This is a genomic window from Microcoleus sp. K5-D4, assembly GCF_036704575.1.
GTDB lineage: Bacteria > Cyanobacteriota > Cyanobacteriia > Cyanobacteriales > Microcoleaceae > Microcoleus.
Map to the genome: position 1 here is coordinate 14,845 of NZ_JAUBSD010000068.1, position 26,428 is coordinate 41,272.

A 26,428-nucleotide genomic window follows, 5' to 3' on the forward strand; every position below is an offset into this window, starting at 1 on the left:
TTTTTTTTCTACTGTTGTGCCTAATTCCGGCAGGCGATGGCAAAAAAACAGATCCAACCCAGCAAAATACTTAAATCATTTTATACGACCGACAGGTCGATCACAAATATCCGTTTTGCTTCCAACAGCCGCTGCTTTATCGGTTACGAAGCCTTTGGCGTATCGCTGACACTCGATGCTTGCGTGGCGGACTCTGCCGATCGGTATCCGTAGAAATCTATCCGGTAGTCTACAATTTTGACACCAGTTTGCTCTTGGATTAGCTCGATCAAGTCGAGCGGCAATTCCACATGAACGTCTAGAATCTGAGCCGTATCAAGACAATTGACGTGAGAGTGAGAGTCGCTGACATTGCCGTACAAGCGTCCCTCTGAGCGTTCTATGCACTCAATAATCCCTTCTCTCGACAAAGCTTCTAGATTTTGATAAACCGAAGTATGACCGATCGAATGCGCTTGTTTGTTGAGGCGATCGTAAATTTCGCGAGCCGAGAGGTGTTCTTTTGCCTCCCACAAAAGTTCTAGAATAAATCGACGCTGGCGGCTCAAGCGCATTCCCATCGCCTGACAGCGGTTTAAAGCATCTTCTAATGAACGAATTGGTTTCACAGCTACCGCCTTATAAAGCCTGCTCGATTTTTAATTCTGGTACAACATTGCACGCCTACATATCCACTAATTCTAACGCAGGCTTGCCCAACAGTAGAAGGTAGAGGGCAAAAATCTCGACTAAGTGAATTTTTTCGAGTTGCTGCTCAACTCTATCTTCTACTGCCACACATCCTAGTTCGAGGATTTGATGGCGTTAACCAGTAACTTGGCGATTTCCGAGAGTTGCTTTTTGTTGAAAGTTTTGAGCAAAAGCTTGACTACCGCCTTCGGTTCGGCGGGAAGTGCTACTTGCTTCGACGCTGCGGCTGGGGCGGCTGGGGCGGCTGGGGCGGCTGGGGCGCTTGCCTCTGCTGGTTTTGGGCTTGCTGCCAAAAGTAGCAAATTTTTACTCGGAACGATCGTCTTGACTTTCCCCACTTGTACTAAATCGCCAGCTTCCTTGAGTTCTTTGATAATCAGGGGAGCTAAGACTTTATAAGAGTTTTTGGGATTAACGATCGCTGCTCTAGCTGTTTTTACTAAATTTTGCCAAGTCTCAATTTTACCTCCCAACTTATAGAGGCGAACGCACACAGCCGTCAACTCAGAGCGACTAGCAGCCGATTCTTTCTGCTTGAACACCTGCAACATTTCTTTGAGTAAAGTCATCACTTCAACAGCAAAATTCGCCGGTACCCCGCCCGCTGTTGGAGCGGCGGGCGTACCAGACCCAGCAGCAGCCTGCACTTTACCCGACGCCAATTTATTGAGGTGAGTTTCCAGTTGAGCAAAAACAGGCATCACCTGCTGCACGAGTTTTTCTCCCTCTTCATTCCTCAAGCCGAAAGGCCCCTCCAGTCGCCCCAGCAAGTCCTTAAGCGTATCAACTCCCTTTAAAAATAGGGATTCTGCCGTTTGGTCAACCTGCTTGACGGGCCCGTCCTTGAGCACCTTAAAACAATCTTCCAAGCGGTGAGCGGTTGTTTTAATACTATCTAAGCCCAGCATAGCCGCCCCTCCTTTCACGGAATGGGCGGCTCGAAACATCTCTTGGACGCTTTCGGGGTCTTTCATCGTGGACTTTAAATCCACTAAACCATTTTCTAGAGTATCGAGGTGCTCCTTAGCCTCCTCTATAAACAAACGCATAATTCGGTCTTGCTGATCTGACACGACAGTCCTCCTAACAATCTCAGCACCCTCCAGAAAGCACCCTCTTCGCGGGAGAAAACGCGACTCCTGGCTAAAGTCGGAAGCTCCCATGCAAAACATTCTAGCCTGCCTCAGCTAGCAGACTCAAAATACTGGTGTCAGGGCAATCTTAGATTTAAAACTGGTGCGGTGGAGATTGAGCCTAGAGTTCTGAGGGAGTATCTGGAGCGACTTCAATACCCATTCCTTGTTTCATCATCTGCTGAGCCGTAATCAAGTCGCTTAACTCCTTGACTTCGACGCCGATGTCTTGGCAAGCCTTTTTCAGTTCCCGCTCGAAGGTGTTGAGGTCGCCTCCGTAGCCGCAAAGCTTCGCGGCTGTGGCGATTCCTTGTTGGGCGTTAGCTTTGGCGCAGTCGATCAATTCAATGCCTTTGAGGGGTTGGGAGGATGCCATAATTTCAAGCCACAATTTATCTTTTCTCCCACTGTAGCTAGAAGGTTGAGGTCGATCGATCTATCGAAAGGCATGAAAAATCCTGCCTGTGCTGAGTCTTGCCAATTCAATAGGTATTTGTATGGGATTTCCGGGCTAGATAGCAGTAGTTGGGATTTTCTAACCCCCATATTCCCCGCAGAAACCACGTTTTTGCCTAAGTTCTCATGTTTGTTGACAAAACGAAGTCATAACGAGTATGATTTAAATAGTAAAAAAGAGAGTCACCATGAGGATAGAAGAAATTCCCCTCAACCAGATTCGCCGCCCCCTGCCGCGAGTCAATGACCAAACCAAAGTCGCCGCCCTCATGGAATCCATCCGCGAGGTAGGTTTAAACGAACCCATCGATGTGCTAGAAGTAGATGGTCAGTATTACGGATTTTCCGGCTGCCACCGCTACGAAGCTTGCCAGCGTCTCGGTTTAGAAACTATCCGCTGTAAAATACGCCGAGCTCCCCGTGCGGTGTTGCAGATGCACCTAGCCTGAGCCTCTCAACAGAAATTCATGACAGCCAAATATTCCCTCTCCCAAACCTTTCTAAGAAGTTCGATCGACAATCACTAATAACAAGCTAAAAACCTATGACTACCAACAATCACAAACAACACCTTTACCCCACCCGTATCGATATGTCAGCCGCCACCCGCTCTCAAGTAGTCGGGCTGCTCAACGCCACACTAGCAACGACTCTGGACTTAAAAACTCAAGTCAAGCAAGCTCACTGGAACGTTAAAGGCATGGACTTCTACCAGTTGCACTTGCTGTTTGACGAAATGGCAACAGAACTCGAAGAATACATCGATTTGGTTGCCGAACGGGTCACAGCTTTGGGCGGTTTGGCTGTAGGAACAGCCCGCACAGCCGCAGCAGATTCGATTTTGCCAGAATTTCCTTTCGACATTTTAGACGGCAAAGAATACGTGACGGCTTTGGCCGATCGCTACGCACCCTACGCCCAACACCTGCGAGTTGCCATCGACAAAACAGACGAACTCGGCGACGCCGACACAGCGGATCTCTACACTGAAATTTCGCGGACAATTGACAAGCGTTTGTGGTTCCTAGAAGCGCATTTGCAAGGTTCTGCGACAACTGCAACAGCCACCGCCCGCGAAAAAGTAGCCGTCAAATAGCAAGCTTTCAATAATTGAACTTGCATCGGCATAAATTGCGAAACTCTTGTGGGGCGGGCCCAACAGCCCGCCCCAAAAATGTATTTCCTTAAGGCTCGTGACAGTTTACGATCGAGAATATGTCCATTTATTAATTTGGATGAGTTTTTCGTGACTGCCAATATTCCAGATTATGCTCCTCAACTGCAACGCCTGATGGAACAGGCGGGGCTTTCGAGCGATCGAGAACTCAGCCAAAAAGCAGGAGTTTCCGAGATCCAGCTAAGTCGCCTGCGTCGCGGTTTAGCTTTGCAAACCCGAGCCGACATACTGCTCAAAATTAGTCAAGCTTTGCAAATTTCCTTACCCGAACTACTGGCAACCTTGGCGCCAAACTATGTAGAGTTAGAACAGGCACCACCGACAGCCCTAGAACAAGAATATCAGCGCCTGCAAGCTTCGATCGAACAGCAGCGAGAATCTTTGATGCAGGAATTCCAGCTATCTAGCGTGCAAATTTTAGAATCTTGGATGTTGCAGTGGCCGACTGCTGCGAGCAAAGCTCAGGAAAATCACAACTTGCGGGCTCAGAAACTACTGCCCTTGCTGCGGCCAGTCGAGCAGTTATTAGAGCATTGGGGAGTGGAGTCGATCGCCCCAGTCGGAGCCCAGATTCCCTACAACCCCCAACAGCACCAGCTCATGGAAGGAACAGCCGAGCCCGGAGAACCCGTCAAAGTCCGCTACACAGGCTACAGACAAGGCGACAAACTGCTCTACCGCGCCAAAGTTAGCCGAGTTTGATTAATACCAGAAGGCATTCAGCAGAACAAAGATTGTCCCTCTCTCAAAATTCACTCGCGGCGAAGCGCTGCGACTGCGATCGGCGTTACGATCCGCGACGAGCATCATCTTTTGCACTCATAACTATTCTCCCGCTCTCAGGCTCTGGCGCTTTCCCCCCCTGTTATTTGGATCGGAGTCCATCTCGCAGCTATACTAGCCTAGTCTGGCTAGAAATTCTGACATTCCCACCGCAAAATATGAGTCCTGTAGTTAAAATTATTCAGCCCTCTGGCATTTTAGACGGCACCAAGGCAAGTCAATTCCGCCAAGAGATTAGCGACCTAGTGGAAGCGGGAGCCGATGTGGTATTGATAGACTTCACTGATGTGACATTTATGGATAGTTCTGGTTTAGGCGCTTTAGTTTTGGCGCTCAAAACAGTCCGGGCCGCTGGGAGTCAATTAGTTGTCTGTTCTATCAACGAGCAAATCCGCATCTTATTTGAACTCACCAGCATGGATCGAGTTTTCGAGATATTTCAGACCCGCGATGCTTTTAATAGCAAAATTCTCTCAACTAACTAAATCTTTGGGCTGCTGCCTTCTTGCTATTTGGTCACAGATGCAGTGCAAGAAGTCAGCTAGCCAAAGTTTACCTTGAGTAAAGACCAATCATCATCAAAAACTGCTTTAGCGTTCAACTTTTGAATGTAGTTCAAAACCAGCTCTAACTGGTCGGCACTTGCACCGTTGTAAGCTGCTAACAAATCTACGAAAGGGTCAAGCCCCCAGATATTGCCGTCAGGTTGGTGGATCTCGTATACCCCGTCGCTAAAGATGTAGAGAGTGCTCAAATCCTCGACATCGCAGCAATTATCGACATAGGGGGCGTCGGGAAACATTCCGACCGGCATTCCGGGGGTTTTTAATCGCTGGATTTTAGCGGTGCTCGCAGGCGACTGGGAAATCAACACGGCCGGTGGATGGCCGGCGCTGGCATAAACTAGCTGGCGAGAAATGCGGTTGTAAACGCCATACCAGATGGTGAAATACTTGTCATTTTGGTAGCTCATCTGGAAGGTGGTGTTGAGGGCGCGCAAAACGTCGCTGGGTTTGTAGTAGTCTATGTTGGGGAGCGTGCGCGATCGCAGCAAATTCAGCACTGCCACAGAAGGCAGGGCCGCCCGCAAACCGTGACCGGCTACGTCGAGTAAGTAAATCGCCAAATAATCGGCATCTAGCCAGTTGTAGTCGAAACAATCTCCCCCCAACTGCCGGGAGGGAATGAATTTTGCTTCGATGCTGAAAGGTTCCGTCATCGGATCTGGCAGCAGCGACTGCACGTACTCGGCAGCCTCGGCTAACTCTGCTTCCAGACTTTGCTTGGCTATTTTCAAATCTCGGCTGAGTTGGTGCAGCCTCAATCCCGCGCGTACTCTCGCCTGTAATTCGTTGAGTTCGATCGGCTTCGAGATAAAATCGTCGGCACCTGCGTCGAGGCCTTTGACTCGATCGGCGATCGAACCCAAAGAAGTCAACAAAAAGAATTGTGTAGTTGACAGATCCGGATCTGCCTTGACTCGACGGCAGACATCGATGCCGGTCAAGCGCGGCATGATCCAATCGCAAATTATCAGGGCCGGACGCAATTTTTGCGCCTGGGCTACACCGTCTTCGCCATTGCTTGCTACTGTTACTTCGTAACCCTGTTTTTTCAGGGTTCTTCTCAGCAGTTCTTGAACAGCCGTATCATCGTCAATAACCAGAATTTGAAACATGGGCACTTAGGTACTACAAGTTTTTCAAGGTCTGGGGGTCATTTAAAATATATCCTGTCAGCGCCCTTGTCTGAGATTGAGTATAGTTTATTGGCATCGCTTTCGAGGTAATTGCTTTTGACAGCGGGTCGTTGAGTTCAATTTACGTTAAAATTTGATAGAAATTTGGCGCGATCGAACTTCACTCAGTTTATACTCAGAATATAAATTTTTATAGACTTTTATTTGCAACAGGCGCTCGTTGACATGAAAATGCTATTTATGGTATAGTGCCTAACCGATTAGTGGATTAGACATTGATCCAGGGCCCACCAAAGCTAGTATCCTCAAACTACCATTCAATTTTGCCGCCGTTATACTTGGTCTCGTTGTATTTTATCTGGTTGTATTGTGTCTCGTTGTATTTTGCCCACCGGGCGATGAAGAACTTCTGTGGTGAGCGTGATTGAATTAAAAGGTTCCGAAAAGTTGCCGATGCTAAAAAAAGCGGATCTTCAAGTCAATACAGGTCTGAATGGATTAAGCTGGGTTTTGTCGTGGTTTGCACAATTGTACGACTCGCGAATTCCTACAAGTGTGTGGATACGGTGTCAGTTGGCTTTGGCTGAGGGCTTTACGAATGCTGTGCGTCACGCCCACAAGGGCAAACCAGCGGATTTGCCTGTTGACATTCAGGTGGCTGTGTTCGCTGACTCTTTAGAGATTAAAATTTGGGATTGGGGCGATCCGTTTGATTTAGAGAAAAAAATCAAAGATATTTCAGAAAAAGTCGATATTAACTCTCCGGGCGGGCGGGGCCTAAAATTGATTAAAGACATCGCAGACAGTATTAGTTATGTGAGAACGGCTGATGGACGGAACTGTTTGTCGATCGTCAAAAATTATACTCCTGTCTCAAGGCCGAACAATGAAGATGATATTTTGGAAGTGGTAGAGGAAATTTCTGATTAATGCGTTCATCGGGTTTTAAAGGCGCGACAGAGGATTAAGCCACAGCAGAATTGTCCGTTTTAATTCATTTAATTCTCGATACACTTCTTGTTTGACCCACTGCCCGATCGCATCGAAGGGCGTAAAAATTTGACCCACAGGCCAGCTAACATCTTGACCCAAGGGCGTTTGATGGTTGCCAGTCAGAGTCTGAACTGTAATCATGTCGGGAAATCGTGCTTTTAGCAGTTTGGTCAAAAGCAGAGTTTGGTCGATGTTGTCGCCGTTAAATTTGACTAAAAGATTGCGCCGAATTTGATAGCTATCTTGGACGAGGCGATTAGTCTCTTGCGGGGACGGGGTAAACTCAACGTTAAAGACGGGGGAAATTTGCTCGACGATCGGGATTGCTTCTGATGCCGCATAATTGTTGAAAGAAATCAGAATATTGCCTGCCCTTTCTACGTCAAACACAGAACCGATCAGGAGGTGGAGTTTGCATCCCATGCTGTGTCCCATGCCGTAGATGGGGAGATAGGAAGATTTGAGCAATTTAGTGGCGCGCAGGCGATCGAGGGCATTTTCAAATTTGTTGAGAACATCGCGGGCGATCGCAATATGATCTAAAGTATTGACAAACGGCGTTGCTACTACAACATATCCTTGATTCCCCAAAGCTTCTAACAGCCAGCGATAGGTGAGTTGCGGTGCTGTCGCCACAAATGCACCGCCGAGAAAATGTACGATCGCGATCGGTCTTGAGGGAATTAATACCCAATTGCCAGAAATTTCTTGCCAGTCCATCATAAATTCAATCTAATTCCCAATAAAAAGGCGATCGTTCTCTGAAGGTAAAAGGCAGAATGTTTTATAAAATTTTCCTTTTATTTTCTGCCTCAAAAAGGGGTTTGCTACCCATTTTTTAATGGCCAAAACTTTCCTTTTTACTTATATATTATTTATTCTAACTGTTGTGGGGTCAAATAGTACGGCTGGCGATCGCTGCTATTTTCGCCCTGTATAGGGTTGAAGCTGGCGGCCGAATAAATCAAGGCTGACATCCACGACTTTCAAAAATTTTTATATTGTCCCCCACCGCACGACCGCAAGCCACTGTAGCCGGTAGTGCGGGTAATTGACCCGACAGAATATTAACAGTCAAATACGGCTCAAAACGCCAATATCAGGTATTAACCCGCCCCTGGGCGATCGGCGTCGATTCGGCTTTATTGGCAGCACCTAATTTCTTGACTAAACCCGCATATAGCAGTTATCAATAAAGTGAGGTATTCCCTATGCCCACGGAAGCCTATGCCCGCTTATCAAGCGTGCACCTCATGTTACTGAGAAAGGCTATACAACTATAACATCCTTTAGGACAGCCCCCCAATTTCAGACGATCGCTGGGGGTTTAATGGTGGCGAGTGATTGATACCTTCTGCGGTTTGATGACTCAACTTTTCGTGAGTCTTCATCCATTTCCACTTGTGCACAGTAGCTTGAGGATTGAGCACTGTGGTAGCCACCCCGTAAACAATAGTCGGCAAAACCTCCCGATTTAACCAACTTTGTCCCAGCTTTCTCATGTAGTGCAGTGCCAAAACTTCTCGAAATTTGTTAAGCCTTTGCAAAAGCGGCAAATTCTTAAAACATAACTGTTCGTACTCCTGGAGTGATAACTCTTTTTCTCCCCGCAAGCGCCGCAATTGGTTTTCCTTGACACAATCAGAAGCTATGCGCTTTTTCAGCCAGTGCTTATCTGTGAGAGAGTTCCCTCTAATTCGATAATTTCCCAAAGGTTCTGTCGCCGCCAGCAAGCCATACTTTTGAGCAAGTTTGGTAAATAATTCTGTATCTTCTCCTACCTCCCAATCTTCTGGAAACCCGCCTTCTTGGAGTAGAATAGAGCGATCGACTACAACAGAAGACGGAAAAACCCAAGGACTTTCGCCTGTCTCCTTAATCGCCTGCATTTCTGCTTTAGTTGTAGGATAGGTGGGAATATAACTCAACTTCTTACCGTGCTTGTCTAAATACCGCAAAGCGTGAGCCACAGCTTTGACTTCGGGATTGTCTGCAAGCATCTTCAAACAAACTTCTAACTTATTGGGTTCCCAGGTATCGTCGCTGTCGATAAACGCTACATACTCGCCTGTGGCGCGATATATCATTAAATTTCTCGACTTAGAAACCCCGTAATTTTGGGAATTCCTGAAGTATTGAATTCTCGAATTTTGCTCTACCAGCTTAGCCGCAACTTGGTCAGTAGCGTCAGTAGAGCAGTCATCAACAATTAAAATTTCTAGATTTTTGTGAGTACCATTAAGTACGGAGGCAACTGTCTCAGCCAGAGTGTCGGCAGCATTGAATGCAGGAATGATGACACTGACTTTTTTGCTATTCATAACTTGCATTAAGGTGTGGTTTGGTAGTTGTTCGCCGAAGTATAGTATCGAAGCCGACACTCTGACTCATTTACGTGCAAGTACCTGTAGTCAGGAAACTTGCCTACATACTGCCAATATAACAGGTTTACCAACGTGAGTGTTATCTACCATAAGGAGGGGACAGCCCTTAGCAGCCCGAGTGCAGACTCTTATTTGGCGGGCAATTTGTCTGACACAAAGGCGACGGCTGCGATGGATTGAGGGTTTTGTCCGGGGACTGGAGTTGTCCTAAATTCGATGGATCTTTTTGCTTTAATACGGCTTACCCAGAAAAACCCTGGCTCACCCAAAATTATTGGTTTGAGAACTATAGAGCTACTAAAAAACCTGGTTTCTGACTCAGAGCGATTCCGGTTAATCGCTGAGCATAAAATTGTTTGTCATGCTCCAGGGGCGGGCGAGGGAGGAATTTGATTCCTCACTACCAACCTAATTATAATTATTTAATCGAACTTGAGAGCAAAATTGGGTAAATCCTGTTTTATTGATTAACTAACCAGTCGAACAACTGCCCAAAAACGGCTATGCTAAGTCTGCTATGTGTTGGCTTGCCATAGCAATCACCTATACTGATTTTTTTGCTGTTGCTTAATAGGCTAGCAAAAAAAATAAATTTAAAATTCCGAAGCTTTGTGAATACTGTTTATATGATTTGCATCTTTAGTTTTTTCTACCGTAAATCAGCAACGCCGTTTTTCTGCGTTCATCAGCTTTTTTGAAATTAGGATTTTCTCAAAAAAGATGCTTTTTCCAACTTGTTTACTTATTAAGTTACCATAAGCTGTTCCTCCTTTCTCTCTTCCTCTTGTACCGTGAGAGGCTCCCAGGGTCAAATTGTGTTCCCGTCTGCCATAACAGGTAATTTATCTGCAGTTGAACTCAGTACCGCTCGGTCTTAGGGAAGACGATCATAAAATTATACTGTAAAAAATCTTCGCCTCACCGGTAAAAAATGTTGCCAAATTTCTTGAGCAAAGTGCAAATTTATACTTGTTGCCTAACAGTCTGGGTGTTGGGTGGCTGCCAGCAGCTACAGGCAACCTTGCAGCAGCAGCGCAGCAAACAGGGGATGGCAGTTTCTGCTCACCCTCTGGCGAGCGCTGCGGGGCTGGCCGTGCTGCAACAGGGAGGCAATGCAGTGGATGCGGCGGCTGCTACGGCTTTGGCGATTTCGGTGGTGGAGCCTTTTTCGGCGGGTATCGGCGGCGGGGGTTTTTTGCTGCTGCGGCGGGCGGAAACGGGGACTGTGCAAGCGCTGGATTTCCGGGAACGAGCTCCGAAACGGGCGACGCGGGATATGTACCTCGACAAGCAAGGCAAGGTGCGCCAAAGGGCAAGTCTGGACGGGCATTTGGCGGCGGGTATTCCGGGCACTGTTGCTGGACTTTATACGGTGCACCGCGAGTATGGTAAGTTGCCTTGGCCCCAGGTGGTGGCGCCGGCGATCGCCCTGGCAGAAAAAGGCTTTTCGGTAAGTTCGCGTTTTACCACGGCTACCGGGCGACGAGAGGACGTGCTCAAAAAAAACCAGGCGGCGCGGGAGGTTTTTACTCGTGGTGGCATTTTATACCAGCCGGGTGAGCTTTTGGTGCAGCGGGATTTGGCGCGGACTTTGCGGCAGATTGGTGAAAATCCGCAGAGTTTTTATACCGGGGACATTGCGCGGGCGATCGCTGCCGATATGGCTAAAAACGGCGGCATTATCACTCTCGAAGATTTGAAAAACTATACGCCGATTTGGCGGAATCCGGTTTGCGGCAACTTTCGCGCTTACGAAATTTGCGCGATGTCGTCTCCTTCTTCCGGCGGCGTTCATTTGTTGCAAATCTTGAATATTCTGGGAGATTCGGATCTCAAGAGGTTGGGGAGGCAAAGTCCAGATACTTTGCACTTGCTGGCGGAGAGCATGAGGATTGCCTATGCTGACCGGGCTGAGTATTTGGGCGACCCGGATTTTGTGAGTGTACCGGTCAAAGCTCTGACTAACAGCAATTATGCCAAATTGAGACGATCGCAAATCCAAATGTCAAAAGCCCGACCTTCGGGAGAGGTAAAAGCTGTTGACCCTGAAACTTTGAGCCACTTTGTGTGGGAGTCTCCCGAAACTACCCACCTCACGGTAGTTGACAAAGAGCGCAATGTAGTAAGCTTGACATTTACGGTGAATGGCGGCTTAGGGGCTGGAGTCGTGGCGGCGGGTACGGGAATTTTGCTCAACAACGAGATGGATGATTTTGCAGCCGCGCCGGGAGTGCCGAATTTGTTTGGTTTGGTGGGCGGGGAGGCAAATTCGATCGCCCCGAGGAAAACTCCTTTATCGAGCATGACGCCGGTCATCGTGACAGAAAATGGCAAATTTCGCCTCGCTGCGGGGGCTCCCGGAGGCAGCACAATTATTACCACCGTGTTGCAAATTGTACTGAACGTATTGGTTTACGACATGAATGTCGGCGATGCTGTGTCTGCACCTCGGATACACCACCAGTGGCAGCCCGATCGCCTGAGGGTGGAACGGGGAGGTTTTGAGGCTGCGACGCTTTCGGAGTTGCGGTGGCGGGGACACCAGATTGTCGAAGGTGATGGCTGGGGCAATGCCAATGCGATCGTCCTGACTGCAGACGGTTGGTTGGAAGGGGCTGCCGATCGGCGCGGCGAAGGAGAAGCAAGGGGGTTTTAGTTATCAGGTAGTCGATTAGAGATTTTAGATTTTAGACCTTCGGCGAGCCGTCGAGTCGCACTCAGTCGAAAAATTTTAGATTTACTCCAGAGATGAATCTGGGATGTTGAACTAGGGTCAAAAATTTTGATCTCTCTACGACAGGAATTGGGGGCTTATATAGTTTTTTTTTACGAGGTCATCTTTCATGAGTCATCAGTCATTAGCTATTAGTCATTAGTGATTAGTCATTAGTGATTAGTCATTTTGGACATGACCAAAGGTATCAAAACCAGGTTTATTTTGTCTCCAGTGCGTAATTACTGAAATTATTAGTCTGTGTACGTGTATTTTTGCATCCGTATTTTTGCGCTGATGTTTATTGGCTGACTAATTGCCAAGAATTACTAAAAAAGTAAACCACAAAAAGCGTATATACACTTATGTGTAAAGTTATTGTAAAGGCACTAGACATTGATACTCATATAATGTAAAAATTAAGTTGTGCATAGGATCAGGTTTGTATCTGCCAGGAAAAATTTATGATAATTACTCACAAAATTGCTGCCTTAACAGCTACATTAACTACTGCTCTGAGTTTGTTGGCAGGGCCAGCAATGCCATTTTCGGTAGGATCAACTAATAACACTGAGACTTTAAAAAATAATTTATTGGGGACTAATACAGCCGGTTTGAGTAATTTCTCTGTTTCAATTACAGGTAATTCGGCTGCTTTTGGTACTTTCACTAATGACCCCTTCGGTTTGACATCAGGTGTTGTTCTGAGCACTGGTAAAGTCGCAGATATACGGGGTAAGAATCGGAAAGATAACTTCACGACCACAAAGATCAGCGATTTAAGCACAGACTTTGGACCTGAAGGTGAAGAGGGGGATTTGACTCAGCTAAACCTCAGCTTTTTTGCTAATAGCACGGTCGAAAAGTTAGTCTTTCAATATGTATTTGCTTCTGAGGAGTTTCCTGAGTTCGGCAATTCTGCATTTAATGACGATTTTGAACTGCTACTGAACGGCACTAATTTGGCAAAATTGAGCGACGGAAAAACAGTTACTATTAATAATCTTGTTCCCGATCCATATAATCGCTCTACATATCACTCAGACTATATTGACAACCCTAGTTTGACAGGTATTGCTGCTAACATCGTTAAGCTCGACGGTTTTACTAAAATTTTAGGTTTTGAGGGTTTGCTCAAGCAAAATCAGACGAATGTTCTCAGCATTCGCATTAAAGATGTGGGCGATGGCAAGTTAGATTCTGCTGTATTTATTAAAGGCGGTTCTGTGGAGGCGGTTCAAGCTGAGCCGGTTCCCGAACCGATGACTGTGGGGGGTTTGATGGCGGGAGGCGCTATGCTGGCTGCTGGACGAAAGTTACGCAATCGCCGTGGCGGAAGTAATTAATAACGGAAGGAAGTTCGGCAACGGATTATGTAACGGATAAAAGGAAGAAGGAAGAAGGGAAGAAGGAAGAAGAAAGTTCGGCAACGGATTATGTAACGGATAAAAGGAAGAAGGAAGAAGGAAGAAGGGAAGAAGGGAGAAGGAAGAAGGAAAAAACAGAACAGGAACCATTTTGGCGGTTGCTGTAATATGAATCTCGATTAGCCGTGTTGGAGACAGAAACGCGGTTTGATGAACGAAAAGACCTTGTTGCAGTTCTTGAACCGGGTAAAAAAACTCGGTTTGTGCGATCGCGATCGCGTAATATCATGTCAAGTAATTTAACCATTATGGGTACGCAGCGAGGAATGCAAGTCCTCATACAATTCTGACGACGAACGCCCTCACTACGAACCAATTTTATTGCGGTTGTTCTAGCTGACAGAATATAAGTTTTTATCCCAAATTCGCAAAGGGCGGATTTTTTTGTATTTGGAATTGCAGCAAATATTGCAGGTAAAACCCGCGTCTACAATCACTCACTAAAAACTAAATAATTTAGCTATGAACAGTACCGTCGGGTAAGATTGTACCTGTTAATGTAGTCCGGGTAAGTTTGACCATAACTCGATCGCCGTAACCGATTTTCGCTCCTGTTAAGTCAGCACCGCTCAAGTCAGCACCGCTCAAATCGGCTCCGATTAAGTTGCTTTCTCTCAAGTTGGCATTGATCAAACAAGCTCCTAACAAATTGGCCCTGAACAAGTTTGCTTGATGCAAATTCGCGCCTGTGAGATTGACGTTGTGTAGAAAAGCATCACTTAAGTCGGCTTCACTCAGGTTTGCATTGCTCAAGTTTCTTCCTGAAAAATCCTTTTCTTTTAAGGAAGCTCCTTTGAAGTTGGAACCGCTTAAATCGGGAGCTTGCGGCCCAGCTTGGCGGTAAGACTGAGAAGGCGGCGGCTGCGATTGGTAGCGGGACGCCTCTGAATACGGCCCTGCAGGGTTTCCCCCATAGCTTCCCGGATAATTTCCAGGATATTTTCCTGAAGAGGGTTCAGAAGAGTAGCGGGGTTCTTTAGGGTTGGCCGGTGGTGGCTGGGTGTTTTGGTGCTGGGTGTTTGGATACTGAGTATTTCTGTACTGAGTGTTTTGGTACTGAGTATTGGGTTGCTGAGTGTTTTGGTACTGAGTATTGGGTTGCTGATTGTTTTGGTACTGAGTGTTTTGGTACTGAGTATTGGGTTGCTGGGTAGTTTGTTGCTGGGTAGTTTGTTGCTGGGTATTTTGTTGCTGAGTGTTTCTGTACTGAGTATTTTGTTGCTGGGTAGTTTGTTGCTGGGTATTTTGTTGCTGAGTGTTTTTGTACTGAGTATTTTGTTGCTGGGTATTTTGTTGCTGAGTGTTTCTGTACTGAGCGTTTTGTTGCTGGGTAGTTTGTTGCTGAGTGTTTCTGTACTGAGCGTTTTGTTGCTGGGTGTTTTGGTGCTGGGTGTATTTGTGCTGGGTGTTTTGGTACTGGGTGTGTTTGTGCTGAGTATGTTTTTGCTGAACGTTCTGATTCTGACCTCTTGGTTGAATCGATCGCAATTTTTCGCGAGCTTGATTAATTTCCTTAATCTTTTCTTCAGCTTTCTGTAGTAGTCTGGGATTGTCTTTGGGGATGCGATCGGGGTGCCAAATGAACGCTAAATCCTTGTAGGCTTGGCTAATTTCTTCTCTGGAAGCTCCCGGCAACAGTCCCAGCACTTTATAGTATTGGTCGAGGTCGTTCATTGTACCACCTTTCGCTTTAAGAAATTAGGAATTAAAAATTAAGATCGGAGCAAAAGCCGTTCTCAAAGCTTGCGTGTCCGATCGTACATTAGATGAACAATAACTCAGCTAAGCCGCTGCTGGCAAAAATTCTCGAATTCGCTGCAAGTATGTTGCGGCATCCTCCAGCATCGGAAAGTGAGCCGTATTCGGAATTATAACAAATTCTACTTTTTTGCTGAGAGAGGCTGCTTGCTCTCCCATGACGGCGGGGATAATTTGGTCGAATTCTCCGGCCACAAGCAGTGTGGGAACACTCAGCCGCGCAAATTCTTGGGGCATTTCCTCGGCGGCTCTTTTGCTGACGGCCGTCACCATTGTACCTATAGCAGCTTGCTCGTCTGCCATTAAAAAATCCTTGAGAAACGCCAGACTGACCTCTGTGGGCAGGGAACGGCGCAAAAACCGGGCCATAAATAGCCGATCGGCAAACGGGATGGATGCCAGCCAAGAGGGTCTAAATTTTACCACATAGCCACCGAATTTGTGAAAAGTTGTAAAAGATTTTTCGTCGTATTCAAAAATCCCGCTGCAAGTGAGAATTGCTTTTTCTACTTTTTCGGGGTAAAGGTTGAGAAATAAAGTAGCAATTGATGCACCTGTGGAGTGAGCATTGAGAAAGACGCGGCTTAAATTCAAAGCTTCTAATAATTCAGCTAAGTCCCGGGCGTAGGTTTCGAGTTCGTAGCTGGACTCAGGAGGCTCTTTTGGCAAGGGCGATCGACCAAAACCTCTCATATCGTAGAGCAAACAATCAAAATCATCAGCAATAGCCCGTGCCGTGCTTTCCCAGTAGCGCGCTGAGCCCGCCCAGCCGTGCAGAAATACCATCACTGGTTTCCCGCTAGGTTGGGCCGTGTTATCTGCCGTTATCCACTCGTAATAATGTTCTACACCGCGAATTGAAATGAAAGACATGATATTGATTTGGGATTCTTAGATTTTAGATTTTAGATTTTAACTCATAATTGTTCAGTAAATACCCAAATTCCCGACTTCTTTAAAAAGTCAGGAATCTCAAGACTACATCCATCAAAAAAATCTGCGTTAATCTGCGTCAATCCGCCCACATCTGAGGTCAAAAATTACCAACATAGCAACCAATCATAAATCTTAAGCTGCAGAAGCAGCCAGCCAAAATAAACCATCTACCAAAAGAGTGCTTAACACCGCGCCACTAAACGCGCGCCAGTGCAGTTCTCGATCGCGCAAACTCAGCAAACCGACTGTTAGCAACACAGCGATTAAAACGAGAGCCCAACCTATGCCCCAAGGAGTTTCGATTTGACCGATCGCACTTTGAAAAATCGGCATTGCTAATTCCGGTTCCGCGTGCATCACTTGCCGCCAGTAGGGCATCAACCCAGTTAAATAAAAATATAAATCAGTAATCGCAGTGCCCAAGAGCGAACCTAAATAAAAATAGCCGCCCACTTTTCCCCAAGATTTGCCCAAGCACCAAATAGCAAAAGGCAAGCCAATTGATTCTATAGGTAGATGTAAAATAGGTTCCCATCTAAACCAGCCCCAATAGATAGAACCTGCCAGCCAACATCCGGCAAATCCTAATAATAAATCTCCCCAAAGTTGTGTTTTGGGGCGAAAAATTAGAATTAAACTCAGAACGAACCAGGGGATAGTTGACAGCAAACTGATGGTTGGATATAAACGCACTAACGGTGCTTGCACGAATACTGGAATTGAGACTAAAAATGCTGAGGCACTAAATATCAACCACTGTTTGATGGTGTTTGTTGTGCCTGAAGTGACAGAATTGTCGAGGCGGGCAATGGTGGCAATAGGTGCGATCGCGGATGATACTAAATTAAGATTAAACAACTGATTGGACTCCGTATTGTTTCAATAGGTGGACTAAAAATTTTGCTGCGGTTGTGGGTGCGACAGTCTCAATGCCGGCGGCGGTTTGGCTGACGTGCCAGCCTTTTGCCGTTTGGGGATCTCGCCATAAATCCAAATGTTCGATCGCGGGATCTGCATAAAAGCTTTCTCCACCGCCACCGAGAATTGCCGAACTCCAATGCGTAAAGCGATCGTGGCTGATGCGGTGGATGGGAAAATTGCCCCCCAGGGGTACTCCCCAACCGTCTAAGGCAAAAAATGCCCCGACTTTGCCGCCGAGTTGCTGCCACAGAAGAGCCGCCCCGATCGCCCCGGCTACTCCTGCCGAAAAGCTGACAAATACTAGACTTTCTCCTCCTAACTCTTCGCCGCACAAAAAGTTAAATATGTCAAGAGCTGAAAAAGGCGGATATTTATGAGCGGGAAAAATCTTGACACGATCGACTATTTGCTGGTTTTGGCGATCGGCTGCCAGTCCCCAAAGCCCCGAAAGTCCCGCCAGGAAACAGTCGGTTAGCTTTTGTTCGTGGACTCCGGGGCAAATTACCAGTCTCATAGTTCGTCAAGAAAGTTAATATAGTTCGCAACATAACTTTATCATATAGCTACTATATCATATACTACCCCAGGGGATAGGGTGTTAAACTTATAATAGAGTCAAGTTTGAAGAGTATCCCCCCAAGTTAAAAGCTGGGAACGCTCCAAACCGCATTAATCTGAGGCAAGGTAAGGGAGTCTTAAGAAAACATGAAACTTATCCCCCCCCGCCCCATCTCCTGTCAAGCTTAGCAAAGGCTGATTCTAGTTTTAAGCTGTTCTGTATTTAGGTTTAACTTTTCCGGCGGCGTCGAAGCTGACCCCACAAAAGCTTAAACAAACAGGATTGTGAAAATTAGAGGCCTGCCAGCTTAGCTGCCCTACGAATTTCGGGTCAGGGTCAAAAAACCGACTTAGGACTGATGCTCATCAATCCGGTTTCTAGGATAAATAAGAGGTTTGACCGGGAAGTATGGGCCAAGAAACCGGGAATCAGCCCCGCGCACGTCAGTCGTGCGATCGCAAACAATGAAAAATCTCCGATTCACCCTTCATCCTGCCCGGATCTCTTAGAATAAATAAAATTGAGGAATACAAAGTGGTTGCTTCTCCAGAAAAAATCGAGTACAAAACATCTGCAGCACCCGCAAGTAACGATCGGGTTGCTGTATTGCTAATGGGTTACGGCGAAGTCGAAAGCTACGACGATTTTGCCAACTACAACGAACAAGCTTTAAATTTGCTTACGGCAAAGTTTGCGCCAGTACCGCTTTGGATTTATCCGCCGCTGGCGAAGATTTTAGCAATCTTTGACTTGCACGAGTGGAGTCACCAACACGGTCAATTTGTTTCGCCGCACAATGCTATTTTTGAACAGCAGCGCGCCGGGATTGAAAAGAATTTACAGGAGAAATGGGGCGATCGAGTAAAAGTTTTCAAAGCTTTTAACTTTTGCGCGCCGTTTTTGCCGGAACAAGTAATTCCGCAAATTAAAGCAGAAGGATTTGACAAAATTCTGATTTATCCGCTGTTGGTTGTTGATTCTGTTTTCACCAGCGGCATTGCAGTCGAACAGGTGAATAAAGCTTTAGCACAAACCTTTGATGGTAAGGAACATTGGGTAAAAGGACAGCGCTACATTCCTTCTTTTTACGATGAACCTGCTTACATCGATTTGATGGCGCGTTTGGTTGAAGAGGAAATTAAGAACGATTTAGCTGTAGCGCATTTGCCTTCTCAGATTGGGATTGTGCTGATGAATCACGGTTGTCCGCACAAAGCGAAGGGCTTTACTTCGGGAATTGTGGAAAGTCAAGCTTTGTACGATCGCGTGCGGGAACGTTTGATGTATCGCTATCCTTTGATTTCGGTAGGTTGGCTGAATCACGACACGCCGCTGATTGAGTGGACGCAGCCGGATGCGACGTTGGCTGCGAAAAATTTGATTGATTTGGGTGCAACTGCGATCGTCTTTATGCCGATCGGATTTGCGACAGAAAATCACGAAACTTTGTTAGATGTAGACCACATTATTGAGTCTTTGCAGAAACAGCGTCAAGGAGTTACTTACCGCAAATTACCTTGCGTGAATGACCATCCAGAGTTTCTGAAAATGGCGGCCGAGTGGGCAAATCCGCAGATTGAAGCGTTGTTGAGTGAGACTGCGGTTGCTGTTAATCCGAGTTTGGCTTCCACACACCGCGAACACAGCCATTCTCACGGCGATCACGGTCATTCTCATGGCGATCACGGACACAATCACGGTGGACATTCTCACGGTGGGCATTCTCATGGTGGGCATTCTCATGGTGATCACGGGCATTCTCATGGCGGGCACGGGCATAGTCACTAATAAAACTTGGGCCTGAGAGCTCAGAAACCGGGTTTTTTGCGAAGATACTGCATGGAAATGGCAGATTTAGTGAAAGACCCGCTTTCTTTTGTTGGGGTGCGTAGGTCGAAATTTGGGTGAAAAGGGCGATCGACCTTTGTGTTTTTGGAGAAGGGGCGATCGAACTTCTGACTCTCTGGTTTATCGCACTTCTTCCGGTTCCTGGAAAATATAATTAACTGGTTTACTTTGGGAAGTGGGTACAGAGTGGCACAATATCCGTCACTAATGTTAAACCCCTAACCCCTAGTTAAACAACGAGAGAACCTTCAGTTATTCCTCACCCTCAAGAAATTGTCGAGCCACCCGTCCCCAATCAACACGAGCATCCTGTGCCTTATTGCGCCGGGGCCCATCAGGTTGCTCATCCTCATACCGCGCCCAAGCCATCAATAACAATTTCAAACCTTCGAGACAATTTGTTAGACGAGAGCGAAGTGTTTCAGGATCTACGCCTTCTACCTCTTCTTCTAAAACTTCGACAAGGTTTTTGTAGGCAGAATGGTTAGCGTTCAAAAATATCATAATTGCACCTCCTCCCCTTTCCACAGAAAAAAAAGCAGCAGTTTCTATATCTGCTTTTCTAAAAGTGTACTTCAAACCATCAGAAACGGTTTTTGCAGCTAACTCTTCAGCTTCAGATGGCAGAACACCTCTATCTATTAATTTGCTTTCAATAATTTCCTTTCGCTCCTCTAAAGGAAGTGACTCATCCTTGTCGCTCTGCCCTTGGTGTCCCTCTTTCTTCCGTTCTTCTGTCACCTCAGTTGCCACTTTCTCGGCCAAAGGGCCTTGATGCCGCTTTTGTCCACTGCGTGAATCAGGCATTTGTGCCTTAATCTGATTTCGCATAGTTGCTATATTTTTATGGAGCTTATAAGCAAGGTTTATTAATGGGCCTCTGGGGTCTCCTTCTTGGATTAGTTCTTCTTTGAGTTCAATAATTGTTTTTCCATCTCTTAGCATGGATTCGATATCTAGATTCGCCAGTTCTGAAAAGTTACGGGCAGATTGCTTATTGTTAGTGACCCCAAACAAGTCGTCAAGTGTTGGGGGAAATTCTATCTCGACCCCCCACCATCGCTCTGTAGCTCTTTTCTGTGCCCAAGACTCGTCTAGTTCCAATTCACGCCCTGCTCGAACGACTGAAACGCCCATATTCCTACCAGCGTGCTTTCCATGCGGGAGATTACCAGGAGTCTTTCCTGGCCGGGCTTCCTCCTTAGCATAAGAAAAACGAATTTTTACTTCGTGATCGTGGTCACGAAACTCAATGGTAACAGTTGTCTCATAGCTGTTTTCTTCTGGCCACGGATGAAACATTGGCGTTTTGTCAAAAGGATCTGGGCAAGAAGTCTTTGCCATGAGATAACCCGGATCGTTCGGCTGTGCAAATTTTTCTACCATGATTTTGGTAGGTTCATTAATATCAAAAGTTGCCATACGAATGACTACTTCTTGAGTATCTAAAAATTTTCGATACATTCGTCCAATCACGAACTCGGAATTTTCGATAATTGTCTTACCAGTCTTCCACATACAGCGATCGATATCTGACCAGACAACTAATGTTCCCGTCTCTCCAAAACCTGTTGTGACTTTTTCCCAAATCTCAGGGATAGGGCGCTTCTGAGGTTCGGGAACTTCAGTAAGCTGCTTGTTTTTGATTTCCTTCAAATCTAGGTATGTGTAAATTGCATTTTCTACACCACTCTGCCAAGTCCAAACCTCCACCCGTTTACACTGGGAAATTGAAGAGCATGGCAACCCCATACCAAAGCGCCCCATTCCTGTATGTTTGTCTTCTGCTAGATAGGTTCCGTTGCCGAACTGTAAAGCCATTCGCAAAACAGTGGAATCCATGCCGCTTCCATTATCTAAAACAGCGATTTGATGAATGCGAGAACGACGGCGCTGTTCTAGCTGAGTTTCTTTCTCAGCACAGAGAACTTCTACCCCAGTAGCTTTCGCTTGAATAGAATTATCTATCAGTTCTGCTAGTGCATAGGCAGCGTTTTTATAACCGTTGTCACGCATGGCCTGAACAACTAAATGTACCGGAACAATATCATGTTGTTTCGTCATTTTAATCTCCAAATGTCTTCCCAATTGTTAAAAGCATCGGCAACACTGCCAAAGCCAGGTAAGTCTGTGTCTACTACAGTAACAATCTCAGCTTGCTCATTGCCACCTGCTTTAAGTCCGCGAATAGCACGTCCAACCATCTGGCTGTATAAAACAAGCGACTTGGTGGGACGAGCAATCACGGCGGCACTGGTTCGCGGGGCATCAAATCCTGTTGTAAGAACGCCATAATTACAGATAATCTTAGTTTCTGGACTGTCCTCTTTAAACCTCGCAATGATTCGCTCTCTTTCTGAAGCAGGAGTTTTGGCAGTTACAGCGGATGCTTGCCAATTTCTAGCTTTCAGCACAGCGGCTAGAAGTTTTGAGTGTTCTACAGATATGGCAAACACCAAAATACGCTTGTGGGTCTTTGCCATATCTTCAATTTCCAAAATAATGCGGAGATTGCGCTGTTCGTTTTGAGCTAGGCGAGTCAGGATATTTTTTGGTAACTCTAACTCTTCTTCAATACGCTTCAAGTCGTTATTAGATAAATTCAATCCACTCTGGTGTAGCAAAGGTCGGTATTCTACTCGTGCCAAGTATTGCTCTGACACTAGGTAGTCTATTGGATTCTCGTAGCCAGGAACCTCCAAAGTAACCTTGCGCTGTGCAAAGAATTCAGCTAACTCTTCGTCAGCACTAATGTCTGCCCAAGTGCGGCCTGGTGTAGCTGTTAACCCAAGCAGTGCTGTGTGTTCGTATGGTAAAACGAGAGAATCGAGGACTAGCTTGTAAGTTTCTGCAATTGCTTGATGGGCTTCATCAATAATGACAAGAGAAGACCGATAACCTAATTTGTTAATGAATTGGATGCTACGTTTAGCACGACTGTAAAGCTTGGAAAGACCTGCAACTACTATGCCATCCCGCACCAGATCAAGATCGAGTTCGTGGTTTCCCCAGAAACGATAGACGGATAAATCTCGATCGCCTAAATATCTCCAGGCGCGTTGGAACTCGGCGGCGGCTTGTTCGCAAAGTTCTTCACTGTATGCCAACCATACGACTAAAGTAGGCTCTTGCGATCGCAGGCGATCGGCGATAATGTGCATTGCCGTGCGTGTCTTTCCCGATCCGGTGGGCATATGAAGCAGAACACGCCGAGGTTCTTTTTGGAGGAACTGTTTGACTTTGCCTGCTGCACTACGCTGATGAGCAAACAAAGCGTATTGAGGTGCAGCCAGATCCGATGAGGGTGTTTCTTCAGATTCCTCAGTTGAGGGCACAACCAATTCAAAAAAGTCGAAAAGGGCACGTTCGCGATCTGAGCCGCGACGTATTTTGACTTCTTTCAGCGCTTGAAAGACATCTTCATTGTCTGAAGCTGACAAAATTGTAGCGAGAATTTCCGCTTGTTTGGGTCGTAATAATTCAAATAGGATAGTGCGAGTGTCTTTTGATAAAAGCAGGCTTTCACGAGAGTAAATACTCACCAAGACTTCACGCAGATTAGTGGGAGTTGCTAGGCGAATATCTAAAAGCTTCACTAAACTGAAAGCTGAACTGCCAAATAGAGTCTCTAGCGTTTCTTCACTTGCTCGTGACAGTATCTCATCAAAATTCAAAGGATGCACCCCTCGTATATATAATAATCGTCATAGCTAACAAGCTAAGCAGGGCAGCTCATTATCTTCGCTGCCAAGTAAGCTCTCTAGCTAACTTTATTGATTTGCGATCGCCCCAACCAACTTATCAATCTCCGCCTCAGTGGTAAAATAGTGAACACAAGCCCGCACACAATCAGGATTAAGAATAGTCCTTACCATAATTGCCTGTTTTTCCAACAAATCGACAAGCTTTTTGTGCGGCATCCCATTAGTTAATCGAAACGAAACCAAACCAGCTTCCGGCGCAGATGTCCGCAAACATTCCACATCGGGAAGTTCCGACAAACGCTCCCAGAGATACTTACTCAAACGGCAAATTTCTGCATACCTTTCCTCGATCGTACCCCATTCATGTTGCAGGGCGATCGCACTCCGCAAACCCGCATACAAAGGATAAGCTGAAGTCGCAATTTCATAGCGCTGCGATCCCGACTTCCACCCAAGGACTTTAGCATTAGCATCCGTCACAATTCCCCGCCAACCGATAAACACCGGATGCAAATCTGCCAAAGCTTCAGCACTCACATAAAGCCCGCCCAAACCTTCCGGGCCGCACCACCATTTATGACCCGTAAAAGCATAAAAATCAACCCCCGATTCAATCAAATTCAAAGGCAAAACCCCCACAGATTGAGCCGCATCAACTAACACTTTGACTCCTGTTTGGTGACATACTTTCACAATCTCAGCCAGAGGCAAAACTTGGCCAGTATTCCACAAAATGTGACTGATAACCAACAAGCGAGTATTTGGCCGCAAACTATCAGCAATCACCGCCACCGGATCGCCTTCATTCAAAGTTGCCGCCAACGGACAAACCGAAACCTCAATGTTGAAACGGCGCTGAAGTTCCATTACACTAGCTACAATGCCGGGGTGTTCGCAATCAGAAAGCAGCAAATGGTCGCCTGCTTTCCAGTCAATGCCCCACAGCGCAATATTGCAGCCGACGGTGACATCTTCAGTCAGGGCGATGGTTTCAGGAGGTACCGTCAACTCAGATGCGATCGCACGTCGGGTCAGCATCGCCTCCTGAACCACCCAAGCCCCCACCTCCCCCGAAAACGGCCCCCCAAGCTGCACCCGTTTGTAAGCCTCATAAATCGCCTCTAAAGCAGGCTCAGGCAGCGGCCCTTGTCCGCCGTAGTTAAAATAAGCTTTATTGGCCAAAGCTGGGAATTGTTGCCGGTGATTGTCCTTTGTCATTTTTTTTGGGGAATTATTGATAGCGTTAATATTGAATAACTAATGCTGTGAATTTTATACCTTTTGCCTGATACTCTATGCCTTGCGAATACTAAATGTTAATAACTGACAAACTGCTACTTTCCTATCAGCGATGCCATCTCCGAGCATTTTTAGACACCTGCGGAGACTGGAAACAACTAGATCCCCCCAGCGACTTTTTGCTGAAACTGATGCGTGACAGCGCGGCATACCAGCAGCAAGCTTTGGAAAACGAGACTTACCAACAACCATATTATCCTAGAGGGGATTGGGAAGCTGGCGCGGCCGCTACATTGAGTTTAATGCAGCAAGGGGTCGATCGCATTTACCGAGGAGTTCTGATCCAGGGCGAATTCGGCAAAACCAACGCCACAACAACTTCTCTGGTAGGAATTTACAGTCAATATTTCCCCGAATTTGGCGAACTCCCCGAAACTCCCGTTGATCTTTCATCCTCCAATCTTCACTCTTCCAACATTACCCTGATCGGCCGTCCCCATTTATTAATCAAACAGCCGGGACAATCAAAATTTGGCAATTGGAGTTATATTACTGCCGATATTTGGCTTAGCAAGCGACCAAAACAAGAGTATCAAATTATCGCAGCTTTTCACGCCCAAGTTTTAGCTTCCGTACAGGAAACAATGCCCGCCACTGCGTGGCTGATGCTGCGAAAAAAAGGGCTGTGGTCGGTGAATCTCGACCAGCGAACTCCTCAGATGTTCGAGATTTTAGACAACTGCATTCAGATGATAGAAAATCGGGATAAACCAGAGGTGTTCATTTCCCGGCAAAAGTGCAATCTTTGCGGTTGGTATACTATCTGTCACGCCGAAGCCGAATCTATTAAACATCTTTCGTTATTGCCGGGAGTTACTGCCAGCCGCTATGCTAGACTAAAAACTCTCGAAATTACTGATGTAGAAGCTCTCGCTAATGCGAGTTCCGAACTGCTTGCTGAGTATCCAGAATTCCCCGACAGAGTTGCCTTTGATGTGGTGCAGCAAGCTAAATCGCATTTGCTAAATCAACCGCTGTTGCGGGAAGAAGGAAGTTCGGCAACGGATTTTGTAACGGATGTAACGGATGTCAGGAAGAAGGAAGAAGGAAGAGGGAAGAAGGAAGAAGGAAGGCACGACACGGATTTTGACACGGATACACCGATTAACGAGCGAGAAGAACGTAGAAGTGAGAATTCAGAAGGAGTTAACTCATCTGAAATAGTCCCAGATATTGTCTACAATATCTTGAATGACATCGCAGTTGAGGAAGTAAAAATTATAGAAAATAAACCTGCGACATCTTCTATACCTGCGCCAATTCTCCGCAAGAAACCAATTCCGTATTCCCAATCTGTCTTTTTGCCGATCGCCCCAATCGAACTCTACTTTGACATTGAAGCGGAACCCGAGTTAAACTTAGATTACCTCCACGGAGTCTTAGTTGTTGACCGATGCAACAATACGGAAAAGTTTCACGGTTTTTTAGCAGAATCAGCAGCAGAGGAAGGTGTCATATGGCAGCAATTTTTAGAATTAATGTGGACTTATCCCATTGCTCCGATTTTCCATTTTTGCGACTACGAAGTCAAGACTTTTAAGCGGCTGGCTAAACTTTACAATACTCCAGCTTATTTGTGGAAACCCGTGCTGAAACGGTTTGTAGATATTCACAAACAAGTGACGCAAAAAGCGATTATGCCGGTGGAAAGTTACGCACTCAAACCAATTGCCCGCTGGCTGGGTTTTGACTGGCGAGATGCTAAGGCTAATGGTGCTCAGTGCGTCTGCTGGTACGACGATTGGCTCAAAACTGGCGATCGATCGCTCTTGGAGGCGATCGTCCGGTACAATGAGGACGACTGTCGGGCTACATACATAGTTAAAGATTGGTTGACCAATTTTTTGCTGAATCATGAGCCGTGATTTTTAGATGTAAGGATTCAGGTAAAAAATAGTTCCGCAGAGAGCCGAAAAATATGGTAATGTAGTCAGATGAGCGAAAAGCC

23 protein-coding genes are annotated in these 26,428 nt (G+C 46.3%); 10 read left to right on the forward strand and 13 right to left on the reverse strand.

Annotated elements, in window-relative coordinates; translation table 11 throughout:
• Window positions 1-143: 143 nt before the first annotated feature.
• From QUA77_RS19885 to QUA77_RS19895, 3 genes are all read right to left on the reverse strand, one after another.
• Complete coding sequence (locus tag QUA77_RS19885) at window positions 144-608, reverse strand: Fur family transcriptional regulator (RefSeq protein WP_333060564.1); 465 nt, start codon at window positions 606-608, stop codon at window positions 144-146.
• 174 nt (window positions 609-782) lie between these two features.
• Window positions 783-1,862, reverse strand: a complete 1,080-nt coding sequence (locus QUA77_RS19890; protein WP_333452008.1) for an Hpt domain-containing protein — start codon at window positions 1,860-1,862, stop codon at window positions 783-785.
• Window positions 1,863-1,944: 82 nt separating this feature from the next.
• Window positions 1,945-2,199, reverse strand: coding sequence for a hypothetical protein (locus QUA77_RS19895; RefSeq protein ID WP_190656149.1), 255 nt, complete (start codon window positions 2,197-2,199; stop codon window positions 1,945-1,947).
• A gap of 268 nt (window positions 2,200-2,467) precedes the next feature.
• Between QUA77_RS19895 and QUA77_RS19900 the strand changes: the two genes are divergently transcribed.
• The 4 genes from QUA77_RS19900 (at window position 2,468) to QUA77_RS19915 (ending at window position 4,724) form a co-directional block, all read left to right on the forward strand.
• Entirely contained in the window at window positions 2,468-2,728 is a 261-nt protein-coding gene (locus tag QUA77_RS19900; RefSeq protein ID WP_333041516.1) for a sulfiredoxin, read from the forward strand.
• A 95-nt stretch (window positions 2,729-2,823) separates the two neighbouring features.
• Entirely contained in the window at window positions 2,824-3,375 is a 552-nt protein-coding gene (gene dps, locus QUA77_RS19905; protein WP_333041517.1) for a DNA starvation/stationary phase protection protein Dps, read from the forward strand.
• Between the two features lie 78 nt (window positions 3,376-3,453).
• Window positions 3,454-4,158 (forward strand): helix-turn-helix domain-containing protein, encoded by a 705-nt coding sequence (locus tag QUA77_RS19910; protein ID WP_333041518.1) that lies wholly within the window; start codon window positions 3,454-3,456, stop codon window positions 4,156-4,158.
• Window positions 4,159-4,397: 239 nt separating this feature from the next.
• Window positions 4,398-4,724 (forward strand): STAS domain-containing protein, encoded by a 327-nt coding sequence (locus QUA77_RS19915; RefSeq protein WP_041623653.1) that lies wholly within the window; start codon window positions 4,398-4,400, stop codon window positions 4,722-4,724.
• Window positions 4,725-4,780: 56 nt separating this feature from the next.
• On the opposite strand, the gene QUA77_RS19920 is transcribed toward QUA77_RS19915, so the two are convergent.
• Window positions 4,781-5,917 carry a PP2C family protein-serine/threonine phosphatase gene (locus QUA77_RS19920; protein ID WP_006632014.1) on the reverse strand — a complete coding sequence of 379 codons (1,137 nt, stop codon included), beginning with the start codon at window positions 5,915-5,917 and terminating at the stop codon, window positions 4,781-4,783.
• A 432-nt stretch (window positions 5,918-6,349) separates the two neighbouring features.
• On the opposite strand from QUA77_RS19920, the gene QUA77_RS19925 reads away from it, so the two are divergent.
• Window positions 6,350-6,868 carry an ATP-binding protein gene (locus tag QUA77_RS19925; RefSeq protein ID WP_333041519.1) on the forward strand — a complete coding sequence of 173 codons (519 nt, stop codon included), beginning with the start codon at window positions 6,350-6,352 and terminating at the stop codon, window positions 6,866-6,868.
• Window positions 6,869-6,883: 15 nt separating this feature from the next.
• On the opposite strand, the gene QUA77_RS19930 is transcribed toward QUA77_RS19925, so the two are convergent.
• The gene (locus tag QUA77_RS19930; RefSeq protein ID WP_333452030.1) at window positions 6,884-7,651 is read right to left on the reverse strand and encodes a DUF1350 family protein; all 768 of its coding nucleotides are present in this window, start codon (window positions 7,649-7,651) and stop codon (window positions 6,884-6,886) included.
• Between the two features lie 569 nt (window positions 7,652-8,220).
• A complete protein-coding gene (locus QUA77_RS19935; protein WP_333041521.1) occupies window positions 8,221-9,252 on the reverse strand; it encodes a glycosyltransferase family 2 protein in 1,032 nt (343 codons plus the stop codon).
• Between the two features lie 994 nt (window positions 9,253-10,246).
• Between QUA77_RS19935 and ggt the strand changes: the two genes are divergently transcribed.
• From ggt to QUA77_RS19950, 3 genes are all read left to right on the forward strand, one after another.
• Window positions 10,247-11,971: a gamma-glutamyltransferase gene (gene ggt / locus QUA77_RS19940; protein ID WP_333041523.1), complete on the forward strand. Its 1,725-nt coding sequence runs from the start codon at window positions 10,247-10,249 to the stop codon at window positions 11,969-11,971.
• 521 nt (window positions 11,972-12,492) lie between these two features.
• Window positions 12,493-13,374, forward strand: a complete 882-nt coding sequence (locus tag QUA77_RS19945) for a choice-of-anchor L family PEP-CTERM protein (protein ID WP_333452011.1) — start codon at window positions 12,493-12,495, stop codon at window positions 13,372-13,374.
• A 206-nt stretch (window positions 13,375-13,580) separates the two neighbouring features.
• Window positions 13,581-13,745, forward strand: coding sequence for a hypothetical protein (locus QUA77_RS19950; protein WP_333452013.1), 165 nt, complete (start codon window positions 13,581-13,583; stop codon window positions 13,743-13,745).
• Window positions 13,746-13,911: 166 nt separating this feature from the next.
• On the opposite strand, the gene QUA77_RS19955 is transcribed toward QUA77_RS19950, so the two are convergent.
• From QUA77_RS19955 to QUA77_RS19970, 4 genes are all read right to left on the reverse strand, one after another.
• Entirely contained in the window at window positions 13,912-15,129 is a 1,218-nt protein-coding gene (locus QUA77_RS19955; protein WP_333452015.1) for a pentapeptide repeat-containing protein, read from the reverse strand.
• 108 nt (window positions 15,130-15,237) lie between these two features.
• Window positions 15,238-16,086 carry an alpha/beta hydrolase gene (locus QUA77_RS19960; RefSeq protein ID WP_333137970.1) on the reverse strand — a complete coding sequence of 283 codons (849 nt, stop codon included), beginning with the start codon at window positions 16,084-16,086 and terminating at the stop codon, window positions 15,238-15,240.
• A gap of 195 nt (window positions 16,087-16,281) precedes the next feature.
• Window positions 16,282-17,007: a DUF3120 domain-containing protein gene (locus QUA77_RS19965; RefSeq protein ID WP_333452017.1), complete on the reverse strand. Its 726-nt coding sequence runs from the start codon at window positions 17,005-17,007 to the stop codon at window positions 16,282-16,284.
• Window positions 17,000-17,584: a hypothetical protein gene (locus QUA77_RS19970; RefSeq protein ID WP_333452019.1), complete on the reverse strand. Its 585-nt coding sequence runs from the start codon at window positions 17,582-17,584 to the stop codon at window positions 17,000-17,002. Before QUA77_RS19970 ends, QUA77_RS19965 begins: the two co-directional genes overlap by 8 nt.
• A 579-nt stretch (window positions 17,585-18,163) precedes the next feature.
• Between QUA77_RS19970 and QUA77_RS19975 the strand changes: the two genes are divergently transcribed.
• Entirely contained in the window at window positions 18,164-19,417 is a 1,254-nt protein-coding gene (locus QUA77_RS19975; protein WP_333452021.1) for a ferrochelatase, read from the forward strand.
• 312 nt (window positions 19,418-19,729) lie between these two features.
• Here the strand turns inward: QUA77_RS19975 and QUA77_RS19980 are convergent, their stop codons facing one another.
• The 3 genes from QUA77_RS19980 to QUA77_RS19990 all read right to left on the reverse strand — a co-directional run bounded on the left by QUA77_RS19980 (window position 19,730) and on the right by QUA77_RS19990 (window position 24,399).
• The gene (locus QUA77_RS19980; RefSeq protein WP_333452022.1) at window positions 19,730-21,541 is read right to left on the reverse strand and encodes an ATP-binding protein; all 1,812 of its coding nucleotides are present in this window, start codon (window positions 21,539-21,541) and stop codon (window positions 19,730-19,732) included.
• Window positions 21,538-23,151, reverse strand: a complete 1,614-nt coding sequence (locus QUA77_RS19985; protein ID WP_333452025.1) for a DEAD/DEAH box helicase family protein — start codon at window positions 23,149-23,151, stop codon at window positions 21,538-21,540. The genes QUA77_RS19980 and QUA77_RS19985 overlap by 4 nt, the downstream gene beginning before the upstream one ends.
• 96 nt (window positions 23,152-23,247) lie before the next feature.
• Window positions 23,248-24,399, reverse strand: coding sequence for an aminotransferase class V-fold PLP-dependent enzyme (locus QUA77_RS19990; RefSeq protein WP_333452027.1), 1,152 nt, complete (start codon window positions 24,397-24,399; stop codon window positions 23,248-23,250).
• 95 nt (window positions 24,400-24,494) lie between these two features.
• On the opposite strand from QUA77_RS19990, the gene QUA77_RS19995 reads away from it, so the two are divergent.
• Window positions 24,495-26,345 carry a TM0106 family RecB-like putative nuclease gene (locus tag QUA77_RS19995; protein ID WP_333452028.1) on the forward strand — a complete coding sequence of 617 codons (1,851 nt, stop codon included), beginning with the start codon at window positions 24,495-24,497 and terminating at the stop codon, window positions 26,343-26,345.
• Window positions 26,346-26,428 lie beyond the last annotated feature (83 nt).

Excerpts from the sequence above, each read along its gene's own strand:
- QUA77_RS19890 (WP_333452008.1), bottom strand. The coding sequence starts at position 1,862 with ATGTTTTGCATGGGAGCTTCCGACTTTAGCCAGGAGTCGCGTTTTCTC.
- QUA77_RS19895 (WP_190656149.1), bottom strand. The coding sequence starts at position 2,199 with ATGGCATCCTCCCAACCCCTCAAAGGCATTGAATTGATCGACTGCGCC.
- QUA77_RS19900 (WP_333041516.1), top strand. The coding sequence starts at position 2,468 with ATGAGGATAGAAGAAATTCCCCTCAACCAGATTCGCCGCCCCCTGCCG.
- dps (WP_333041517.1), top strand. The coding sequence starts at position 2,824 with ATGACTACCAACAATCACAAACAACACCTTTACCCCACCCGTATCGAT.
- QUA77_RS19910 (WP_333041518.1), top strand. The coding sequence starts at position 3,454 with ATGTATTTCCTTAAGGCTCGTGACAGTTTACGATCGAGAATATGTCCA.
- QUA77_RS19915 (WP_041623653.1), top strand. The coding sequence starts at position 4,398 with ATGAGTCCTGTAGTTAAAATTATTCAGCCCTCTGGCATTTTAGACGGC.
- QUA77_RS19920 (WP_006632014.1), bottom strand. The coding sequence starts at position 5,917 with ATGTTTCAAATTCTGGTTATTGACGATGATACGGCTGTTCAAGAACTG.
- QUA77_RS19930 (WP_333452030.1), bottom strand. The coding sequence starts at position 7,651 with ATGGACTGGCAAGAAATTTCTGGCAATTGGGTATTAATTCCCTCAAGA.
- QUA77_RS19935 (WP_333041521.1), bottom strand. The coding sequence starts at position 9,252 with ATGAATAGCAAAAAAGTCAGTGTCATCATTCCTGCATTCAATGCTGCC.
- ggt (WP_333041523.1), top strand. The coding sequence starts at position 10,247 with ATGTTGCCAAATTTCTTGAGCAAAGTGCAAATTTATACTTGTTGCCTA.
- QUA77_RS19945 (WP_333452011.1), top strand. The coding sequence starts at position 12,493 with ATGATAATTACTCACAAAATTGCTGCCTTAACAGCTACATTAACTACT.
- QUA77_RS19955 (WP_333452015.1), bottom strand. The coding sequence starts at position 15,129 with ATGAACGACCTCGACCAATACTATAAAGTGCTGGGACTGTTGCCGGGA.
- QUA77_RS19960 (WP_333137970.1), bottom strand. The coding sequence starts at position 16,086 with ATGTCTTTCATTTCAATTCGCGGTGTAGAACATTATTACGAGTGGATA.
- QUA77_RS19970 (WP_333452019.1), bottom strand. The coding sequence starts at position 17,584 with ATGAGACTGGTAATTTGCCCCGGAGTCCACGAACAAAAGCTAACCGAC.
- QUA77_RS19980 (WP_333452022.1), bottom strand. The coding sequence starts at position 21,541 with ATGACGAAACAACATGATATTGTTCCGGTACATTTAGTTGTTCAGGCC.
- QUA77_RS19990 (WP_333452027.1), bottom strand. The coding sequence starts at position 24,399 with ATGACAAAGGACAATCACCGGCAACAATTCCCAGCTTTGGCCAATAAA.
- QUA77_RS19995 (WP_333452028.1), top strand. The coding sequence starts at position 24,495 with ATGTTAATAACTGACAAACTGCTACTTTCCTATCAGCGATGCCATCTC.